The organism is Colwellia demingiae, from assembly GCF_007954275.1.
GTDB lineage: Bacteria > Pseudomonadota > Gammaproteobacteria > Enterobacterales > Alteromonadaceae > Colwellia > Colwellia demingiae.
In genome coordinates, this window is sequence record NZ_VOLT01000003.1 from 494,872 (window position 1) to 514,865 (window position 19,994).

General features: G+C 37.7%; 15 protein-coding genes and 1 tRNA gene. 9 read left to right on the top strand and 7 right to left on the bottom strand.

The annotated features are described in order from the left end of the window. Window positions 1-55: 55 nt before the first annotated feature. The 5 genes from secF to queA all read right to left on the bottom strand — a co-directional run bounded on the left by secF (window position 56) and on the right by queA (window position 5,957). Complete coding sequence (gene secF, locus ESZ36_RS07790; protein ID WP_146785896.1) at window positions 56-1,003, bottom strand: protein translocase subunit SecF; 948 nt, start codon at window positions 1,001-1,003, stop codon at window positions 56-58. 20 nt (window positions 1,004-1,023) lie between these two features. After that, window positions 1,024-2,871: a protein translocase subunit SecD gene (secD, locus tag ESZ36_RS07795; RefSeq protein WP_146785899.1), complete on the bottom strand. Its 1,848-nt coding sequence runs from the start codon at window positions 2,869-2,871 to the stop codon at window positions 1,024-1,026. Window positions 2,872-3,074: 203 nt separating this feature from the next. Beyond that, window positions 3,075-3,410 carry a preprotein translocase subunit YajC gene (gene yajC, locus ESZ36_RS07800; protein ID WP_146785903.1) on the bottom strand — a complete coding sequence of 112 codons (336 nt, stop codon included), beginning with the start codon at window positions 3,408-3,410 and terminating at the stop codon, window positions 3,075-3,077. A 213-nt stretch (window positions 3,411-3,623) separates the two neighbouring features. Beyond that, window positions 3,624-4,757 carry a tRNA guanosine(34) transglycosylase Tgt gene (tgt, locus tag ESZ36_RS07805; protein WP_170235802.1) on the bottom strand — a complete coding sequence of 378 codons (1,134 nt, stop codon included), beginning with the start codon at window positions 4,755-4,757 and terminating at the stop codon, window positions 3,624-3,626. 117 nt (window positions 4,758-4,874) lie between these two features. Then, the gene (gene queA, locus ESZ36_RS07810) at window positions 4,875-5,957 is read right to left on the bottom strand and encodes a tRNA preQ1(34) S-adenosylmethionine ribosyltransferase-isomerase QueA (protein ID WP_146785909.1); all 1,083 of its coding nucleotides are present in this window, start codon (window positions 5,955-5,957) and stop codon (window positions 4,875-4,877) included. A gap of 237 nt (window positions 5,958-6,194) precedes the next feature. Between queA and aceK the strand changes: the two genes are divergently transcribed. The 8 genes from aceK (at window position 6,195) to ESZ36_RS07855 (ending at window position 15,395) form a co-directional block, all read left to right on the top strand. Continuing rightward, window positions 6,195-7,964, top strand: a complete 1,770-nt coding sequence (aceK, locus tag ESZ36_RS07815) for a bifunctional isocitrate dehydrogenase kinase/phosphatase (RefSeq protein ID WP_146785912.1) — start codon at window positions 6,195-6,197, stop codon at window positions 7,962-7,964. Window positions 7,965-8,244: 280 nt separating this feature from the next. Next, window positions 8,245-8,321: transfer RNA gene (locus ESZ36_RS07820), tRNA-Trp, on the top strand. A gap of 216 nt (window positions 8,322-8,537) precedes the next feature. Further along, window positions 8,538-8,915 (top strand): DNA polymerase III subunit psi, encoded by a 378-nt coding sequence (locus ESZ36_RS07825; protein ID WP_146785915.1) that lies wholly within the window; start codon window positions 8,538-8,540, stop codon window positions 8,913-8,915. A 13-nt stretch (window positions 8,916-8,928) separates the two neighbouring features. Continuing rightward, complete coding sequence (rimI, locus tag ESZ36_RS07830) at window positions 8,929-9,435, top strand: ribosomal protein S18-alanine N-acetyltransferase (protein ID WP_146785918.1); 507 nt, start codon at window positions 8,929-8,931, stop codon at window positions 9,433-9,435. A 171-nt stretch (window positions 9,436-9,606) separates the two neighbouring features. Beyond that, on the top strand, window positions 9,607-9,855 hold the full coding sequence (locus ESZ36_RS07835) for a hypothetical protein (protein ID WP_146785921.1): 249 nt from the start codon (window positions 9,607-9,609) through the stop codon (window positions 9,853-9,855). Window positions 9,856-10,611: 756 nt separating this feature from the next. Continuing rightward, on the top strand, window positions 10,612-12,192 hold the full coding sequence (prfC, locus tag ESZ36_RS07845) for a peptide chain release factor 3 (protein WP_146785926.1): 1,581 nt from the start codon (window positions 10,612-10,614) through the stop codon (window positions 12,190-12,192). 329 nt (window positions 12,193-12,521) lie between these two features. Next, window positions 12,522-14,285: an arginine--tRNA ligase gene (argS, locus tag ESZ36_RS07850; protein ID WP_146786179.1), complete on the top strand. Its 1,764-nt coding sequence runs from the start codon at window positions 12,522-12,524 to the stop codon at window positions 14,283-14,285. A 192-nt stretch (window positions 14,286-14,477) separates the two neighbouring features. After that, window positions 14,478-15,395 (top strand): TatD family hydrolase, encoded by a 918-nt coding sequence (locus tag ESZ36_RS07855; RefSeq protein ID WP_246129018.1) that lies wholly within the window; start codon window positions 14,478-14,480, stop codon window positions 15,393-15,395. Between the two features lie 10 nt (window positions 15,396-15,405). Here ESZ36_RS07855 and ESZ36_RS07860 read toward each other — a convergent pair whose 3' ends face one another. Beyond that, the gene (locus ESZ36_RS07860) at window positions 15,406-16,098 is read right to left on the bottom strand and encodes a hypothetical protein (RefSeq protein ID WP_146785929.1); all 693 of its coding nucleotides are present in this window, start codon (window positions 16,096-16,098) and stop codon (window positions 15,406-15,408) included. A gap of 103 nt (window positions 16,099-16,201) precedes the next feature. On the opposite strand from ESZ36_RS07860, the gene serB reads away from it, so the two are divergent. Next, window positions 16,202-17,212 carry a phosphoserine phosphatase SerB gene (gene serB, locus ESZ36_RS07865; protein WP_146785932.1) on the top strand — a complete coding sequence of 337 codons (1,011 nt, stop codon included), beginning with the start codon at window positions 16,202-16,204 and terminating at the stop codon, window positions 17,210-17,212. A 203-nt stretch (window positions 17,213-17,415) separates the two neighbouring features. Here serB and ESZ36_RS07870 read toward each other — a convergent pair whose 3' ends face one another. Further along, window positions 17,416-19,884 (bottom strand): PilZ domain-containing protein, encoded by a 2,469-nt coding sequence (locus tag ESZ36_RS07870; RefSeq protein ID WP_146785935.1) that lies wholly within the window; start codon window positions 19,882-19,884, stop codon window positions 17,416-17,418. Between the last annotated feature and the right edge of the window lie 110 nt (window positions 19,885-19,994).

Sequence of the window (19,994 nt, forward strand, 5' to 3'; positions counted from 1 at the left end):
AAAGCCGAGTAACGTTCGTTACTCGGCTTTTTTATATCAAAATTACTTACAAGACTTAAGGCATCATAGCGTCTTGATCAGCACCCTCTTTTTCAATTACTTCAGGTATCAAATCTTCCTTTGAAATACCTAGAGATAATGCCACTAAACTAGCGACATAAATTGAAGAGTAAGTACCAACAAAAACACCAAATAATAATGCCGTAGCAAAACCGTGAATCAATTCTCCACCTTGAAAGAACAAAGCAGCTAATACTAATAGTGTGGTAATTGAGGTAATAAAAGTTCGGCTTAATGTTTGCGTTAAAGAGATATTAATTATTTCTTCAGCTTCACTGTTGCGTACTTTTCTAAAGTTTTCACGAATACGATCTGAAACAACAATGGTATCGTTAAGTGAATAACCTATAACGGCTAATATCGCTGCAAGTACGGTTAAATCAAACTCTAGTTGTAAAATAGAAAACAAACCAAGTGTTAATAACACATCGTGAAATAACGCCACCACTGAGCCTACAGCAAAGCGCCATTCAAATCGAAAAGCAACGTAAATCAAAATACAGATCAGTGCTGTTAGCATAGCTAAACCACCCTGCTCTGCTAATTCATCCCCAACACTTGCACCCACAAACTCAATACGACGCATATCAACAGTTTGGCCAGTCGCTCCTTGTAATACATCAAGTACTTCATTACCAAGCATTTCCGCTTTAACGTCATCACGTAAACCTAAGCGAATCACAACATCACGGCTACTACCATAAAATTGCACTTTCGCATCAGCAAAGCCATTAGTTTTCATCACTGCACGAAGTTTTTCTAGATCTGCTGCTTCTTGAAAACCAACTTCAATCAAGGTTCCGCCAGTAAAATCTAAACCAAAGTTTAGTTTATTAGTGGCTAGAGACGCGATTGAAGCGATCATTAATAAGGCGCTAAATACTAAGGCTATCTTGCGATAGCTCATAAAGTTGACAGTTTCTTTTAATTGTAAAATTTGCATAATTTTAATTCCTGCCTTCTTTATATCGGAAGCTTTTCAAGGCGTTTACCGCCCCAAATAGCGTTAACTACGGCACGAGTACCAACAACAGAGGTAAACATTGAAGTAATAATACCGATAGATAATGTCACGGCAAAACCTTTTACGGGTCCAGTACCAATTGCAAACAGAATTAATGCTGCAATTAAAGTGGTGATATTGGCATCAATAATCGTTGAAAATGCTGCATCGTAACCTTGATGAATTGCTTGTTGAATCGTTTTACCTTCACGTATTTCTTCACTAATACGTTCAAAAATAAGCACGTTAGCATCAACCGCCATACCAACTGTTAATACGATACCCGCCATACCTGGTAATGTTAAAGTAGCGCCAGGAATCATTGACATAACACCAACGATCAGCACTAAGTTTGCACCTAGTGCAAGGTTAGCCACCACACCAAAGGCACGGTAATAAACCATCATAAAGATAAACACTAAACCAAAGCCCATTAGGATAGCTTCGAAACCTAGTCTTACGTTTTCAGCACCTAATGTAGGCCCTACAGTACGCTCTTCTACGATAGTGATTGGTGCAATCAAAGCACCCGCACGTAATAACAGTGCTAGGTTATGCGCTTCAGCAGCACTACCTGCCCCCGTAATACGGAACGTTTTACCTAAACGTGATTGAATAGTTGCAACAGAGATGATTTCTTGCTGTTTTTCAAAAATGATATTGCCTTCAGCATCTTTTTTGTCAGTGGCTTTGTATTCAATAAATACCGTTGCCATTGGTTTACCAATATTACTTTTGGTACCACTTGACATTTTAGAGCCACCAGCACTATCAAGTGAAATGTTCACTTGTGGACGAGAGTACTCATCAAAGCCTGATTTAGCGTCGGTGATATGATCACCTGTTAACATGATGCGTTTTTTCAATAAACTTGGTCTACCGTCTTTATCTTTTAACAATATAGAGTTTGCGGGAATACGACCATTTAATGCATTGGATAAGTCACCTTCGGTATAGACTAATCTAAATTCAATGGTTGCGGTAGCATTAAGGATTTCTTTCGCTTTGGCTGTATCTTGAACACCGGGTAATTCGATAACGATATGTTTTTTACCTTGGCGTTGAACAAGCGGCTCTGCAACCCCTAACTCATTGACACGATTTCGAATAATGGTGATGTTTTGCTGTAAAGCATATTCACGAATTTCTTTAAGCTTTTGCTCAGTCATTTTTGCCGTTAGCGTTAGCGTGTCGTCATCAGTGCTTAGCAGTAAATCACGGTAACGTTTTTTCAGTAATGATTGTCCCGCTTCTAAGTCTTCAATTTTTCGGAAAACAACGACAACAGAATTATTGGCTTCTTTAACACTGCGGTAGCGAATTTTTTCATTGCGTAAATCACCACGAAAATCACTCACCATACCTATTTTAGCTTTATTGATGGCCTCTTTCATGTTTACTTCCATCAAGAAGCTAACACCACCACTTAAATCTAAACCTAACTTCATTGGCTTTCCGCCAATTGTTGCTAGCCAACTTGGAGTATTAGGCGTTAAATTTAAAGCAACTGAAAACTCTTTACCTAAATTATCATCTAATACATCACGCGCTTTCAGTTGATCTTCAGTATTATTAAAGCGTGTTAATACTTGACCATTCTCTAAGGCAATACTAGCAAAGCTCAGGTTACTTTCTTCTAATTGTGCTTTGATACTATCAAGGGTAGCAGCATTAGCTTCAACGCCGCGTAAACCTGAAACTTGCACTGCAGGCGATTCGCCATATAGCATTGGTGTGGCATAGAGCGCACCTATAGCGACAATCATTGCCACCATTAGTGTCTTCCATAAAGGGTATTTGTTTAACACAATGTGTCCTTTTTATTTATTTCTTTTCGCGCGAACAAGCTGTTCACTCTATTTAACAATTGATAGATTTCAGCTAAAAACAGTTACTGTAGTGTTAAGCTCGCAGCCAGTTATTACAGCAACAAAAAGGAAACACGCAGTTGACGCATGTCAATGAGTATTTCCGATGCAGTTACTGTATTAAATGACAATGAGATTAGCTACTACAATGATTTCATTGTGCCTTTTGGAAGTACTGCGTTTATGGCGCTTTTTTGTACTGTTACTTCAGTACCTTCGCTAATACTAACAACAATAAAATCTTTCTCATCAGATACTTTAACGATTTTGCCAACAATACCGCCTTGTGTTAATACTTCATCGCCTTTACCTAATGAAGTCATTAAACCTTTATGCTCTTTTACACGTTTAGCCTGTGGACGATAGATCATGAAGAAAAACACTAAACCAAAAACGGCTAGCATAATGATCATTTCCATTCCGCCACCGGCTGTTGCTGGTGCTGCTGCGGCGTGTGCTGTACTGATAAATAAACTCATATATTTCTCTACTTCTTATTATTAATAGTTAGTCGCCATTCTCTTTATTGCTATCTGGCTTAATTAATGTGTCAAATATACTCATTGACTAACGTCAACTCCGTGTATTTTAATATAAATTAAGCCACATAACTTCAAATTTCCTAGCTACTGGATTATTCAAACATTTTTATTAATTACTGCTTTGAGCGTGTTTTTACTTAAGAAAGAAAGCTAAACTTGCTGACTACCTTCAGCTAAAGGTGGTACTGGTAAACCACGTAAAGCGTAAAACTCTTCTACAAAGGTGTCTAATTTACCTTGCTCAATGGCATCACGCAAACCTTGCATCACTTTTTGGTAAAAATGAAGGTTATGTAAGGTATTTAATTGCGAACCCAAAATTTCTTTACACTTGTCTAAATGATGTAAATAAGCACGTGAGTAATTTTTACAGGTATAACAATCACAAGTATCATCAAGTGCTGCAGTATCTGTTTTATGACTAGCATTTCGGATCTTAATAACACCAGTATTCACAAATAAATGACCATTACGGGCATTACGTGTTGGCATCACACAATCAAACATGTCAATACCACGACGAACACCTTCAACTAGGTCTTCCGGTTTACCTACTCCCATCAGATATCGGGGCTTATTTTTAGGTATCAAGGGCGCGGTATGATCTAATATTCGAACCATATCTTCTTTGGGCTCACCTACTGATAAACCACCAATCGCATAACCATCAAACTCTATTGCTTTTAAGCCGGCAACTGACACTTCACGTAGATCTTCATACATGCCGCCTTGCACTATACCAAACAATGCATTCGGGCTGTCGCCGTGAGCATCCTTTGAACGCTGTGCCCAACGAAGTGAAAGTTCCATCGAGTCCTTCGATTCTTTATGGCTCGCTGGATATGGCGTACATTCATCAAAAATCATCACTATATCAGAATTTAAGCTACGCTGAACTTCCATTGAACGTTCTGGTGTTAGCATAATTTTTTCACCATTAACTGGCGAGCTAAAACGAACACCTTCTTCGGTGATTTTACTCATTTTTCCTAAACTGAATACTTGAAAACCGCCAGAATCAGTTAAAATTGGTCCATTCCAATTCATAAAATTATGCAAGCCACCATGCTGCTCAATAATATCGGTACCTGGACGTAACATTAAGTGAAAGGTATTACCCAAAATGATATGAGCACCAGTCGCCTCAACTTCTTCAGGTTTCATGCCTTTGACCGTACCATAAGTACCCACTGGCATGAATGCTGGGGTTTCCACCACACCACGATCAAACGTTAATCGACCACGACGGGCTTTACCATCAGTAGTGATTAGTTCATATTTCATTTTATTTTTTACTGTTTCAGTCATAAATTTTCTCTCTCACCTACTAGCTAAACAGGCTGGCGGTGTTGGTTTAATAAATAGTATTTTTCTATAACGTTTACTGTGTATCTTGCTTAGTTAGCTCTTGTTTAACTCTTGCTTAGTTAGGAACATAGCATCGCCATAACTAAAAAATCGATATTCTTGGCTTATCGCATGTTGATAAGCAGACATAATATGGTCATAGCCAGAAAAGGCACTCACTAACATAAGTAAGGTTGACTCAGATAAGTGAAAGTTAGTCACTAACGCATCAATAAGTTGAAATTGACAACCTGGGGTGATGAATATGTCGGTATCACCATAAAAAGCGCTTAATGGTTCGTTTTTATCTTGTGCTGCTTTTGCTGCACTCTCAAGTGAGCGAACAGACGTGGTTCCAACCGCAACAACTCTTCCGCCAGCGGCTTTTGTTTTAGCTATTTGGGCAACAACTTCATCTGACACTTCAACATATTCAGCGTGCATAATATGATCAGCAATTTCATCTACCTTAACGGGTTGAAAAGTCCCTGCGCCTACATGCAATGTCACAAAGGCCAGTTCAACGCCTTTGGCTTTAATTTTTTCTAATAATGCTTCATCAAAATGTAAACCTGCTGTTGGCGCAGCAACCGCGCCAGGTTTTTCATTGTAAACAGTTTGATAGCGCTCTTTATCACTGTCTTCATCTGGTCTATCTATATAAGGTGGTAGTGGCATATGCCCTATTTTGTCTAAAATAGTTAAGACTGACTCATCACTGTTAAACTTTAACTCAAAAAGCGCGCCATGGCGCGCCACCATAGTCGCTTTAACTTTAACGTCACTATCTTCATTACCTAACTCATTACCTAAGAAAAGTTCACTGCCAACTTTAGGAGACTTACTCGCACGAATATGAGCCAGAGCAGTGTGTTGATCGACAACACGCTCAACTAACACCTCAATTTTTCCACCACTGGCTTTTTGACCAAACATTCTGGCTGGGATCACTCGGGTGTTATTAAAAACCAGCAAATCACCTGCATTCAATTGCTCGACGATATCGGTAAAAACACCATCGGTTATAGCACCTGAGTTACCATTTAAGGTCATTAAACGACTAGCAGTACGCTCGGCTTTTGGGTATCGAGCAATAAGGGCTTCGGGTAAATCAAAGGAAAAGTCTGAAACACGCATGATATTGGCTATTTTTCTGGTTTAAAAAAGGCGTAATTTTAGAGCTGCACGCCATTGATAGCAAGTTAATTCGCCACTTTTAAAACTTAAGCGTAAAGATCAGAGTGCAAACTTGTGTTGAAACAACATTATTGCTTGTTATAACCAGTATTTAGGAAAATTATCTCTGCAATTGAGCTTTTAGTGTATGTTGGTCAATAAGCACCTACTTAAATCGACTAAAGAGTTAATTGCCCTATGAAAGATGAACTTGCGCTTACTATAGCCAACACAATTATTAATGGTTTTGAACGCCATTTTGCAATTTTTACTGAAATTACTCAATCTGCCCGAAATCGATTTCAACAATGCCAATGGAATGAAATTCATCGCTCAGCTAGGGCAAGAACCAATTTTTATGACGAACGCGTAAAAGAAACATTCAACGATATAAAAGAAGACTTCAATGTTAGCTCGCTTGATGATGCTTTATGGCAACAAGTTAAAGCTGTTTACTCTGATTTATTAATCAATCATAAACAACCAGAATTAGCTGAAACCTTTTATAACTCAGTTTTTTGTCACTTATTTGAGCGTAAGTATTATCACAATGATTATATTTATGTCGAGAGTACCGCGCACCGACTTGATGATAAAACACAGCCGGAAATCTACACTTCTTATCAGCCCAATGAACTTGGTTTAAAACAAACCATTTGTGACATTATGAATAGTCACAGAACGGTGATCCCATTTGAAGATCTCGATCGTGATGTTGATGCCCTTATTAATACCTTTCGCCGTAAAGCACATAAAACCCGTGTTAAATTAGACGATTTGAAGTTTGATATTCTTAATTTTACCTTCTATCGAAATAAAGGTGCCTACCTCATTGGTCGGGTATTATCACCTGCAGGAGAAACGCCGTTTATTATTGCGGTGCTTAATAATGAAGAGGGTGGCTTATATATAGATGCATTATTAACCACTAGTGAAAGTATGGCGGTTGTTTTTGGTTTTGCCCGAGCTTACTTTTTTGTCGATTGTGAACATCCTTATGCCTTGGTTAATTTCTTACAAGGGCTTATGCCTCATAAAACCAAAGCTGATTTATATTCCGCTATTGGATTTCATAAACAAGGTAAAACACAGTTTTATCGAGATTTCCTAAACCACCTTGATAGCAGTAATGACCAGTTTGAGTTAGCTGCAGGTATTAAAGGTATGGTGATGTCAGTATTTACCCTGCCCTCATATCCTTATGTTTTCAAAATTATTAAAGATAAATTCTCGCCAAGTAAAAACATAACCAAGAAAGATGTAAAGGGGAAGTACCGCTTAGTTAAGCTACACGACAGAGTGGGACGAATGGCTGATACCATGGAGTATTCAGAAGTAGCCTTCCCTAAGTCGCGTTTTAACGATGAGCTTTTAGCTGAACTACAAAAAGTAGCTCCCTCAATTATTCGTTATGAAGGCGAAGGCGAAGAAGCACTTATTATTATTGAGCATTTATATATAGAGCGCCGTATGGTGCCACTTAATTTATACCTAATGGATGCCCTTAAAAATAAAGCACAGCAAAAAATTGATGATGCCTTATTTGGCTATGGTCAAGCCATTAAACAGCTTATATCCGCAGATATTTTTCCTGGCGATATGTTACTCAAAAACTTTGGTGTGACACGCCATGGACGGGTGATTTTTTATGATTATGACGAAATAGCTTATATGAATGAAATCAACTTTAGAGTGAAGCCTAAAGCCGTTACTGAAGAACAATTATACGCTGCTGAACCTTGGTATAGCGTAATGCCTGGAGATATGTTCCCAGAGGAACTCGCTACGTTTGCACTAGCAAATCCGAGTTACCTCAAAGCATTTAAAATACACCACGAAGATTTACTAACTGCTGCATATTGGCAACAATGCCAACAGGACGTCGCCAATGGTATTTATAAAGATGTTTTTCCTTATCCTGATAAATACCGTTTTTGTAATTTAAGCTTCGGTAGCATTAAAAGATAAACAGGCGCTGAAATTAACGAGTAAGTGCACCAGCATAAGAGAACAATGCTGGTGCTGCTTCTATACTCGTTACCAATCAACCTAAATAATAACCAAGCTTAGACATTACGATAAAGAGTGTGCTTGCTCCATTTTGCCAAGCTATCAAGGTTCATCAAGTATAACAGGCTAGTTTAATAGCACTTTGTTGATAAAACAGTCGAACACACTATAAATACGAAAAAAAACCACCTTTACTCTTTACCTTTGCCTGCGTATCAGTATAATTCGAATCTGTTGCAGGGGTGTAGTTCCAATTGGTAGAACAGCGGTCTCCAAAACCGATGGTTGGGAGTTCGAGTCTCTCCACCCCTGCCATTTTCTTCTTGTTTTACCTTCTGTCTTATCTTTTGTGTTGTCTAATAACTCTTCTTTATAAAATTCAAGTAAAATACCTATAGTTACTTATAACGTATCTAATAAAATAACACTTAGTTAATACTTTATTATTCCCATGAATTTATCTACTTTTAGTCTGTTGAAAATTCTGTCATTATATTTACCCTTAAATCTAGAGAAAATAAGCCATCACCGATGAGCATTAATCAACATCAATTTGAGCAACTCTCTGAAATGGGTATCAGCCTTTGGCAGCATCGCACTAGTGATACGCCAAAAGATAACGCTCAAACTCAGTCCAAGCACTATCTTGATATCGATTTAAAATATTTAGCTAGTCAGCAACTATTCAATGACATTTTATTAGCAATAGGTTTAAGTATCGGTGAAATAAATCACCAAAGCGATCACGTAGACTTAGGCCTTTTTAACTGGTATTTCACAGCAACATCATCACATAATGAAATAAAATGGGTCGAGCAGCAGCTGTTCACTCCCTCTATCACTGAACTTTCAAAATCGCCAGTGCTTAAAAAGCAACTATGGCAATTACTGACTAAGCAAACACAATGAGTTGGCAAACCCAATGAGTAATGGAACAAAACCTAAAACAAATCACTTTACTGAAATAATGCGCACTGATGTAGCTACATTAATGCCAATAGAGCTCGCTTGTCACTCACATCCTTGGAGTGAGAAAACTTTTTTAAGTTGTATTGGAGGCCGTTATTTCGGCGAAAAGCTAGCTATTGATAATGCCCAGGACTCAGTAAAAGAAGTGCCCAAAAATCATGCTATTGGTTTTTATGTCGGCGAATATGTGCTCGGTGAAGCAACACTGATGGACATTTGTGTAAGTCCTAGTGAGCAAGGTAAAGGTTATGGAAAAGTATTACTAAAGCAATTTTTAGCTCAAGCTAAAAAACTTGGTACAACAAAGGTATTTCTCGAAGTTCGTGCAAAAAATATCGCCGCACAAATGCTATACATGAATGCGGGTTTTATCGAGATAAATCGCCGCACAGGTTACTATCCAAGTAGTTCTGGTTTTGGTTACGAAGATGCCATCGTCATGTCATTAGCATGTAAGTAATTGGTTCGTTAATAGCGGTTAGTTGCTCCCTACTTAAACAAAAAACTAGTCAGTCCATTAACAAATAACAACACTTCAATACGTAAAGTGGCTAGTTAATCGCTCTCTCTTCGATAAGATACTCAATAAGAATTCTTACAAGATTTCTAACCAGTAATTAGAGAGAGCAAAATGTTTACTAAAATACCTCAAACAACAGATAGCCAACTATCTAATGAAGGCTTAACAAACCTTATAGTCAGTGATGCGTTGAGTAAAATCAGCCAGCTTACCGGCCTTAGTGAGCGACAAGCTTTCGTATTATTATCGAGTCAAGTGACTCAACATAATAGCGATAATAACCATCAAAAAATAGTTAAAGTGCAAGCTCCTTTATTAGAACAAAATGAATTCCAATTCATTTCAAGTTTATTTAATTAATCGTTGCGTTAGCCTACGTTTCTGAGGAAACAGAAAATTAATTCCTCTACTAAGATTGTTCATTAGCGAGCTTTATTTAACTTATTTTATTTTTTACCCTTTGCCAAACTAGCAAAGAAAAACGCTACTCCTCATTAGTTATGACCAAAAATATCCACCTTGTAACAAGCATTTAAAACAGAGGTAACATCAGTAATTATCATCGCTAATAATTAGCTCGATTCACTCAGCCATCCATCACCACTCAATCGCCCGACCCGCCATAATACATCATTGCTTCTGCCGTAATAAAATACATCATAAAAGAATAAGACGAACTTATAGCAATTACACTAATTATTGGATCATCTTCAAATGGTCTAATCATCCAATTCCTACGTTGACTTCAATCCCAATAGCCTGCTATTGCTCAATCAAGCGCCTTATACCAATACCATTAAATTATTGCCCACTTGTGCTGGTTAAAATACTCCAAAGCGGCGTTGCTCTCAGTCCCAATAACTAGTTATTGCTCAATCGAGCGCCTTGCCTTGAATTATTTTTCCTACGCACAACAAGATCACAAACTTAATGGAATTGGTATTAAACTTGGAAATTTATCCACATTGAATTTTGGTCACTTAATTAATCCAATGGGTATTAAACAACACGCCCTTTAATGGTACAATGCGCGCAATTTTTTAATAATAATGAGCAGCTCTGTACTAAGCCAAGTACTAAAGTGCTTCTCTACTATTTACTTAACAGGTAATTTGCATGTCTGTACAGCAACAGCAAGTCGATTTACGTCGCACCTTTGCCATAATTTCTCACCCTGATGCGGGTAAAACCACCATCACCGAAAAAGTACTTTTGTTTGGTCAAGCCTTACAAAGAGCCGGTACGGTAAAAGGTAAAAAATCAGGTCAACACGCGAAATCTGACTGGATGGAAATGGAAAAAGAGCGTGGTATCTCAATTACTACCTCGGTAATGCAATTTCCTTACAACGACTGTTTAGTAAACTTACTTGATACCCCTGGTCATGAAGATTTCTCGGAAGATACTTACCGTACGCTTACCGCCGTTGACTCATGTTTGATGGTCATTGACGTTGCTAAAGGTGTTGAAGCACGTACGGTTAAGTTAATGGAAGTTACTCGTCTTCGCGATACCCCAATTATTACCTTCATGAACAAAATGGATCGCGATGTAAGTGACCCAATGGAAGTTATGGATGAAGTTGAAGAAGTATTAAAAATTAAGTGTGCTGCTATTACTTGGCCAATCGGCATGGGTAAAGAATTTAAGGGCATTTACAATATTCTTGAAGACGAAATTGTTTTGTATCAATCTGGCTTAGGTCACATGATTCAAGAAGAACGCATAATTAAAGGCCTTCATAATCCTGAACTTGATAAAGTTATTGGTAATTATGCTGAAGATTTACGCGAAGAATTAGAGCTTGTTTCTGGCGCATCTCATGACTTTAATTTAGATGAATTCTTAAGAGGTGAATTAACACCTGTATTTTTTGGTACTGCATTAGGTAACTTTGGCGTAGATCATATGCTAAAGGGCTTAACTAAATGGGCACCTAAGCCATTACCACGTGAAACTGATTCACGCACAGTAACGGCTGAAGAAGAAAAGTTCTCTGGTTTCGTTTTTAAAATTCAAGCTAATATGGATCCAAAACATCGTGACCGTATTGCCTTCATGCGTATTTGTTCAGGCAAATATGAAAAAGGCATGAAAATGAAACAAGTTCGCTTAGGTAAAGATGTAAAAATCGCCGATGCAGTAACCTTCATGGCAGGTGACCGTTCAAACGTTGAAGAAGCTTTTGCCGGTGATATTATTGGTTTACACAACCACGGTAGTATTCAAATAGGTGATACTTTCACTGCAGGTGAAATGATGAAGTTTAGCGGTATTCCTAACTTCGCACCGGAAATGTTCCGTCGTATTCGTCTTCGTGATCCGTTAAAAGCTAAGCAATTACAGAAAGGTTTGATTCAGTTATCTGAAGAAGGTGCTGTACAAGTATTTAGACCTTTCATTAACAACGATATGATTGTTGGAGCTGTTGGTGTATTGCAGTTTGAAGTTGTTGTGCAACGATTAAAAACTGAATATAAAGTTGATGCGATATATGAGCCTATTAGTGTTGCTACGGCGCGCTGGTGTACTTGTGATGATGAGCGCACCTTAGAGCAATTTAAAAAGAAATCGGGTGATTACTTAGCATATGATGGTGGTAATAACTTAACCTATATCGCACCGACGATGGTTAATTTATCGCTAGCGCAAGAGCGTAATCCAGATATAGCGTTCCACTCGACCCGTGAACACTAATTTTTTGGTGTCGTATATAACGTTCTAGCGGCGTTGCTTAATAATTTTTATGCAGTCACTTAGTGTACTAAGCTCCTTTATAAAAATGATTAAGCGCCTTGCTATAACGCTATCTACTTAGCCAAACATGAGCAGATATAGATTGTTTTTGATGATTGCTTTAATAAAACATCAGACATAAACAACAATAAATTTCACTAACTGCGTAATAGCTTCTTTATCGCAGTTAGTTGGTTCAAGGTTAAAGAAATGACACGGAGCATGCACCACATGTGAGTATCATTGATGCCAAGATTGAGCCAAATAACAATGATAAAGAGTCTATTAAAATGAATATTAAAAATATATTAAGTGAAAAAGTCAGTGCCGCTATGGTTGCTGCCGGTTTACCTGAAGGCACCAACCCTGCAGTTAGCCTATCAAATCGTCCAAATTTTGGTGACTATCAAGCCAATGGTGTTATGGGCGCAGCGAAAAAACTAAAAACTAACCCACGTGAGTTAGCAACTAAGGTTGTTGCCGAGTTAGACCTAGACGGGATAGCAAGTAAAGTTGAATTAGCTGGCCCTGGTTTTATTAATATTCATTTAGATGAAAATTGGTTAGCCGCACAGCTAAACGAAGTAGCTAAAGATGAATTCATTGGCGTAGCACAACGTAGTACTACCTCCGGTGAGATTAACGCTGATGATAAACAGCAAACAGTCGTTGTTGATTATTCAGCGCCTAACCTCGCTAAAGAAATGCATGTTGGTCATTTACGTTCGACCATCATTGGTGATGCTGTTGTACGCGCACTAGAGTTTCGTGGTGATAAAGTTATTCGTCAAAACCACATGGGTGATTGGGGTACCCAATTTGGTATGTTAATCGCACATTTAAGCGATAAACTTGCTAGTGATGAAGTGGCTGAAACTGCCCTTGCCGATTTAGAAAACTTTTACCGTGAAGCCAAAGTACGCTTTGACAACGAAGAAGGTTTTGCTGATAGAGCGCGCGCTGATGTAGTTAAACTGCAAAGTGGTGATGCTGCCTGTGCCAAGTTATGGCAACAATTTATTGATATTTCAATCACGCACAGTGAAGACATTTACGCTAAATTAAATGTGTCATTAAAACGTTCAGATATTATGGGCGAAAGTGCTTATAACGATGACTTATCAACAGTAATTGATGAACTAATGGCGAAAGAGATTGCCGAAGAGAGTCAAGGCGCTAAAGTTGTTTTCATTAATGAAATGGCTAACAAAGATGGTGAAGCGCCAGTATTCATCGTACAAAAATCGGGTGGCGGTTTCTTATATGCTACTACCGATTTATCTGCATGTCGCTACCGTAGCGGTAAGCTAGCTGCTGATCGCATCATTATATTCACTGATGCTCGTCAAGCATTACACTTTAAACAAGTTGAAATTGTTTCGCGCAAGGCTGGCTTCTTACCTGACAATGTTGCTTACCAACATTGTCCGTTTGGTATGATGATGGGTGATGATGGCAAGCCATTTAAAACCCGTACTGGCGGTACTATCAAGCTAGCAGAATTACTTGATGAATCCATCGTTCGTGCAGCAGCATTAATCAAAGAGAAAAACCCAGAGATTAGCGATACTGATTTAGCTGAAATTTCCAAGAAAGTAGGTATTGGCGCGGTTAAGTTTGCCGATTTATCAAAAAACCGTACCAGTGATTACATTTTCAACTGGAAAACGATGTTGAGCTTTGAAGGCGCTACTGCACCTTATCTACAATACGCTTACTCACGTATTCAAAGCATTTTCTCTAAGGCAGGAGCTGTAGAGGATAACGCTGCTATCAACATTATTGAGCCACAAGAAAAAGCTTTAGCATTAAAGTTATTACAACTTGAAGATGTGGTTGATGCGGTAATTAGCGAATGTACGCCGAACTTGTTATGTAACTACCTTTATGAATTAGCCAGCCTTTACATGAGTTTTTATGAAGCCTGCCCTATTCTTAAAGAAGGCATTAGCGAAGAAGTTAAAGCCTCACGTTTAGCCTTATGTAGAGTTGTTGCAGATACCTTAAAACAGGGTTTAGATATATTAGGCATTGAAGTAATGGATCGCATGTAATTTAGTCCTGCTTAGCGTAATTGATGCGTCAAAAGTACTCACTGACTACCGTCAGCTCCGTGCTTTTTTCTTTCACTTACGCTAACTAGATATAAATTAAGATTATTATAAATATTTTTACCATAACTATCTTCGTCATACTCAATGTAAACGTTCATATTTAAAACTCAATAATAAATAATCAAGGAGGCAATGATGCAGTTTACCGATAGCCATTGCCACCTTGATGATATTGCCTTTAGTGAGCAACTGCCTGCGTTATTAAGCCAATGTCAGCAACTTGCCATTAACCGTATAATTGTTCCTTCTATATCGCCTGATAACTTTACTCAAGTACTAAGTCTAGCCAAACGTTACTCTGGTAATCTTACCGGGCCCCTAAAAGATAATCCTATTAAGATTTATCCTTGTTTAGGTATTCATCCATGGTTTTTACAAAAACTCAATGACTCTCACCTAGAGCAATTAAACGATGCTGTTATTAAAGCGCGAGATAAAATAATCGCCATTGGTGAAATTGGTATTGATGGTGCTATTGCTAAAAATGCAGCAGCTCATGGGCAAACACCTGAGGATAATTTACATCATCAGCAACATTTTTTTGATTATCAGCTCAACTTAGCTAAACAACAAGACTTACCGGTAATAGTCCATCACAGACAATCTCACGATAAAATAATGCCGTTCCTGAAAAGATATCAATTAGAAAGAAAAGGTATTATTCATGGGTTTTCTGGAAGTTATCAACAAGCTAAGGGTTATATTGATTTAGGCTTTAAACTCGGCGTAGGTAGTACTATCACTTATTCTCGTGCTAAAAAAACTATAAATACCCTCAAGCGCTTGCCCTTAGAAAGTTTAGTCTTAGAAACTGATGCGCCATCAATGCCGTTAAGTCGAGAAGTGACAGCTAAAGATGTACTGACGAGTAACCAAGGTACGGAACAAGAAAATATTGATGAGATAGCGAGCTCTCCTGCTAATTCCCCAGCTAATTCTCCAATAAATCTAATCAAGATTTTTGAAGTATTATCGTCCATACGCCCAGAAAGCTTAGAGGAAATAGCAAATCAGCTTGAACATAACATTGAGCAGATATTTTTCATTTAAATGATATGAATTAGACTTTTTTAGCCTCAGAATCTAAACGATATCCGCGCCTGCTAAAACGATTTAAGCCACGAGTCAGTAAAAAACCAACCACTCCAGCTATTAGCAACATTAAGCGTTGTAAAGACTGTTGCTCTGCATCCGCTTTAGCTAAAATATCAGTTAAATAAGATTGCTCAATAGTAAATCGAAGATAACCATGTAGATTGTAACTCGTTGAGTCGGTATGGCGTATTTCTTCAACAAAAGGCGTTAAGGTATCTGTTACATTACGTTGATGGGGAGAAATACCGTAAAGATCGTTAATACTTTTTTCAGTAGTCTGAGCGAGTTCATTACCCTGTTTATCTTTTTCCACCGAAGCACTCGATACTACTAATAGTCCTGTAGCATCATATAAATGTGCTTGTTTAACAAAGTTTACTTTTGTTAAACCATCAAGATAACCTTGTAAAAATGCACTTTGGTCTACTTTACTCTCGTGTGATTGCTCAAGAATAACCGCAACCCCCGCAATCGCCTGTTGAAGTTGCTGCTTAGCAATATAATTAAAGTGCGCCGTTAAGTTATCAGTATTTCTCTCACCGGTAGACTGCCAGAGACTCATCAGTACTATGATAAGCAAAATTGCACTAGCTAATTGCAGGATTTTATTATAAATCGAGGATAATTTAGGGTATAAAGGCTGTTCGGCTTGCTTCATAAGAACACTGGTGACTATTTTAGCGCAACGATAGTGCCACTATAGTTAGATAGTTAACTGATGTGAAGTTTATTATTTTTATAACATACCCAAGAGAATTAACGTGTCTTTCATTACCACTATATTACCCCTATCGCTTGAACAGTATTTAGCCAATAATTTACAAGATAAACAATTACCTATCGCCTTTAGCTTATCTGAACAGGCGCTTACTTTAGCTGACGGTACCTTACGTGAACCTACAACTGAAGAGCAAATCGAGCTGGTTGTATTCCAAGAACTTCCCCTGTCGCAATTACTAGCATTGCAAAACTATGCTCAGCTTAGCATCATAACGCTCACCACAATTAATCACCGTAATAATCAAACTAGTTGTCGATTTCAGGTGAGCTGTTCTGATTTTATCAAAACGCGTAAAGCAGTAGCTGATTTTGCTTTAGCGAATAAAATTGAAGCCGCCTTATTAACACAGGTACCTAAATTAGAAGTACCTGGATTATTAGTGATGGATATGGACTCAACCACGATAGAAATTGAGTGTATTGATGAAATAGCTAAGCTAGCAGGCGTTGGTGAAGAAGTAGCTGAAGTAACAGAACGCGCAATGTTGGGTGAACTCGATTTTGCACAAAGTCTGCATCAACGAGTAGCAACATTAGCAGAGTCACCGGAAAGTATATTAAGTGATGTAGCAAAAAACATCCCATTAATGGCTGGATTAAAACCATTAATTGTTGAACTTAAAAAGCACAATTGGCGCATTGCGATTGCTTCGGGTGGTTTTACTTATTTTGCCGATCATCTAAAAGAAACCTTAAACTTAGATGCTGCTTTTGCCAATACTCTTGAAATTATTGATGGCAAACTCACCGGTAAGGTTTTGGGTAATGTGGTTGATGCGCAAGTAAAAGCGGATTCTTTAGCTATTTTAAGTAAAGAGTATCAAATACCAGATAAACAAACCGTTGCGATGGGCGATGGTGCCAATGATTTAGTCATGATGGCCGCGGCAAGCTTTGGTGTTGCTTTTCATGCTAAACCTATTGTATTAGCTCAAGCTGATATCAGCATAAACGAGCAAGGCTTAGATTGCTTGTTACACTGGTTAGCGTAATACTAGCTAACGAAATACTAGCTAACAAAATACTGCTTAGTAGCTGTTGTCATGTCACTTAAAATATTAGAAACATGAACCCAATCACTACCCGTGTTATTTCACGGGTGTAAGTTCAAACATAGTAGAGTAAAGCGGGTAAATAAATAGCATCAAACATAGTGTTTTTATTGTATTTTTAACCGCAACTAAGAGCAATAATATTATTGATTCAGCTCATATCTCAGTAATGTTTCTTGTGTGACATCAATTAGCTGAACTAACCCCGCAACACTATAGATATCTTGCTCAAGTTGTTTACCACGATGTATGGCATAAGAGCCGATATACGCCAGCTCTGGGTTTAAATGTTCCATATGAGCTTCATCACTACGCGATAATTTCAATTGCAGGCTGTAAAAGTCACCTTGTTTCAAAGCGTTTTTAATAAAAAAGTTTCTCATCTGTGGCGTATTAAGCTCACTCACTTGCTTTATTGTTACCGATTTTTCTATGTCTGTAATACTTGCATCGATAGCAATATAGATGAGTTCACTAACGGCTGTATCACTCGCCACTAGTTTTTTCATATGTTGATCGATTAAATTACTGACCTGCAAATTCCCTAACAGAGGGTATAAATTATAATAACCATGGCGATCACTTAATCGTAACATCGCTGATAATAGATTTTTATGGCTTTGATAACCGTGCGTCCCTACTACTAAGTTTTCTACTTTATAGCGACTACCACTTGATTGCACCATCGCAGTAGGTATTTCCATATTCACCGCATACAAAGTTCTTAGTGCACCTGATAAACCAGGTGTTAGCATGGCATACTCATCAGGGGTTAATTTATTTTTGTTCTTATCAATTAATAATTTAAAAAATGATCGTCCTATATGTTGATGCTCTTTAACGGACACACGCAGGTTGACCACCTTTTTATCTTTACTGATCCTCATGATCTTATAAGGTAACTGCTTTAGATCAAAAGCTGAGGTTATTTTCTGTAATTTTGGAAAGCTTAAATGAACGATATCGCCCTTTGATAACACAGCGGGGTTTTCTAAGTCCACTTTTAGCCCTGAAACAGAAAAATCTGCCGACAATCCAGACCAATTTGAAGCTTCGGACTCAATGCTAACGGGAGTTTGGTATTTAAAGCGAACTTCTTGACGTTGATGTCCATAACTTAAGGTTATTTCATCGACACGGCTTTCTTTATCATTATGCTTTTGACGTAAACTTTTAAGTCGCTCAAGATCGATACCCTCATAGCCTAGCGCTTGATAATCACTAAAATCACTAGTACCTGTAACATCAGTTGCAGTCACTGCATAGGGCAAATGTGCAAGAATATCATTCACTTCATCAGTTAGCGGGGGATTTAAATAATTTTGCTGCTTAGTAAGAGCAGTAGATAAAGTAAAAGGCGAATAAGCTTGTTCCGCATCTATCGTCAGCGATTTTAACGCTGTGATAGCAAAGCTACTTTTACTGGCTGCAAAAGCTAAGAACTGCATAAAAAAAGCATTATCACCTTTAAGTTGCTCTTCATCTACCGTATAGAAAAACTTGTCACCTTTATGTTGATGAATAAAGCTAAAGACTAATAAACCTTTACCTTGTTGTTGCAAAACATTTAAACGCGCTAGTCGTTCAGCATTAATAAGGTAATGCAGTGCTGAGCGTTTTTTTTCATCGTGCCAATATTGATATAACTTTTGATTGTTCTTGGTAGTTAGCGCATAGCGAGGTGAAATTTTGTTCATATCCCCTTTGGCACTATGCATAAATATAATCAATTCATTTAATTTAACTAGTGCATATTGTTCAAGGCTTCTCGTCTGTAATGCCGCTAGACTGTTATCTAAGTTAATTTTATAACGGCGTTTATTTCCTTGAATATAACCCACTAAGAATCGTTCAAAGCTATCATTTTCAGGAATATCTACACGCAGACAACCTATAAGTTGAGTCCCTGAGTCGCGTAAGACATTTTTAACTTCAAAATAAAACGAATCATCTTTACTAAATTGAAACTCTTGCTCTAAACCAGTAAAGGCGATGCTTAATTGATCACCTTTAAATAAAGAAATATCATTAATCAGTTTAAACTTGATCCCCTTAACACTCAGATCAATACTGGTTGTCACTAACTGTTGCTTATTCAGTACGGTTAAGGTGATAGGAATAGCAAAGTTCATTCGCTCTTCAGCACGGTTGGGATAGTTTGCTAAGAAATTTAGTTTCGCTGGGTATTGGAGCTTTTCTGTTCCTGATTTATTATTGTTCTTAATACTCTCAACGACGCTAGGGGTAACCTTTTCATTTTGATAAATATTACGAAAACTATTTTTAGCATTTTTAACCGATTCGTACACGCCAAAAGTATAACTACCATATGCCGCCACATTTTCTTTGAAAGTGGCAATAGCAACATCGTCCAAAAAGTGGGTTTGACCTTGAAAGTCAAATAACTGACATTCACCATTAACCAAGCCACGTAAATCAATGGAACGCGCACAACCACCCGCTAAGCGTTTTAATTCCATTTTTAACAAAAATTTTTCAGTTTTATTAAGGTGCTCAGTTACAGTACTATAACTAGCTTCAAAACTATTTTTGTTTACCTCACCACGAAAATTGGCAATGATTTTATGATGTTTACTGAAATCTTTATCCATAGTTTTATTATTAACTTCTGCTTTACTATATGTTTTAACACTAAATTACAGCGTCGCTGTTAGGTTAGAATTTTTATCATTACTTTTAACTTAGACAAAAAAATCAAAAT

Coding starts and splice junctions, on each gene's coding strand:
- tgt (WP_170235802.1), bottom strand. CDS start 4,757: ATGAAATATGAACTAATCACTACTGATGGTAAAGCCCGTCGTGGTCGA.
- ESZ36_RS07870 (WP_146785935.1), bottom strand. CDS start 19,884: ATGGATAAAGATTTCAGTAAACATCATAAAATCATTGCCAATTTTCGT.
- aceK (WP_146785912.1), top strand. CDS start 6,195: ATGAAAGATGAACTTGCGCTTACTATAGCCAACACAATTATTAATGGT.
- ESZ36_RS07835 (WP_146785921.1), top strand. CDS start 9,607: ATGTTTACTAAAATACCTCAAACAACAGATAGCCAACTATCTAATGAA.
- ESZ36_RS07825 (WP_146785915.1), top strand. CDS start 8,538: ATGAGCATTAATCAACATCAATTTGAGCAACTCTCTGAAATGGGTATC.
- ESZ36_RS07860 (WP_146785929.1), bottom strand. CDS start 16,098: ATGAAGCAAGCCGAACAGCCTTTATACCCTAAATTATCCTCGATTTAT.
- rimI (WP_146785918.1), top strand. CDS start 8,929: ATGAGTAATGGAACAAAACCTAAAACAAATCACTTTACTGAAATAATG.
- prfC (WP_146785926.1), top strand. CDS start 10,612: ATGTCTGTACAGCAACAGCAAGTCGATTTACGTCGCACCTTTGCCATA.
- secF (WP_146785896.1), bottom strand. CDS start 1,003: ATGCAAATTTTACAATTAAAAGAAACTGTCAACTTTATGAGCTATCGC.
- argS (WP_146786179.1), top strand. CDS start 12,522: ATGAATATTAAAAATATATTAAGTGAAAAAGTCAGTGCCGCTATGGTT.
- ESZ36_RS07855 (WP_246129018.1), top strand. CDS start 14,478: ATGATGCAGTTTACCGATAGCCATTGCCACCTTGATGATATTGCCTTT.
- queA (WP_146785909.1), bottom strand. CDS start 5,957: ATGCGTGTTTCAGACTTTTCCTTTGATTTACCCGAAGCCCTTATTGCT.
- yajC (WP_146785903.1), bottom strand. CDS start 3,410: ATGAGTTTATTTATCAGTACAGCACACGCCGCAGCAGCACCAGCAACA.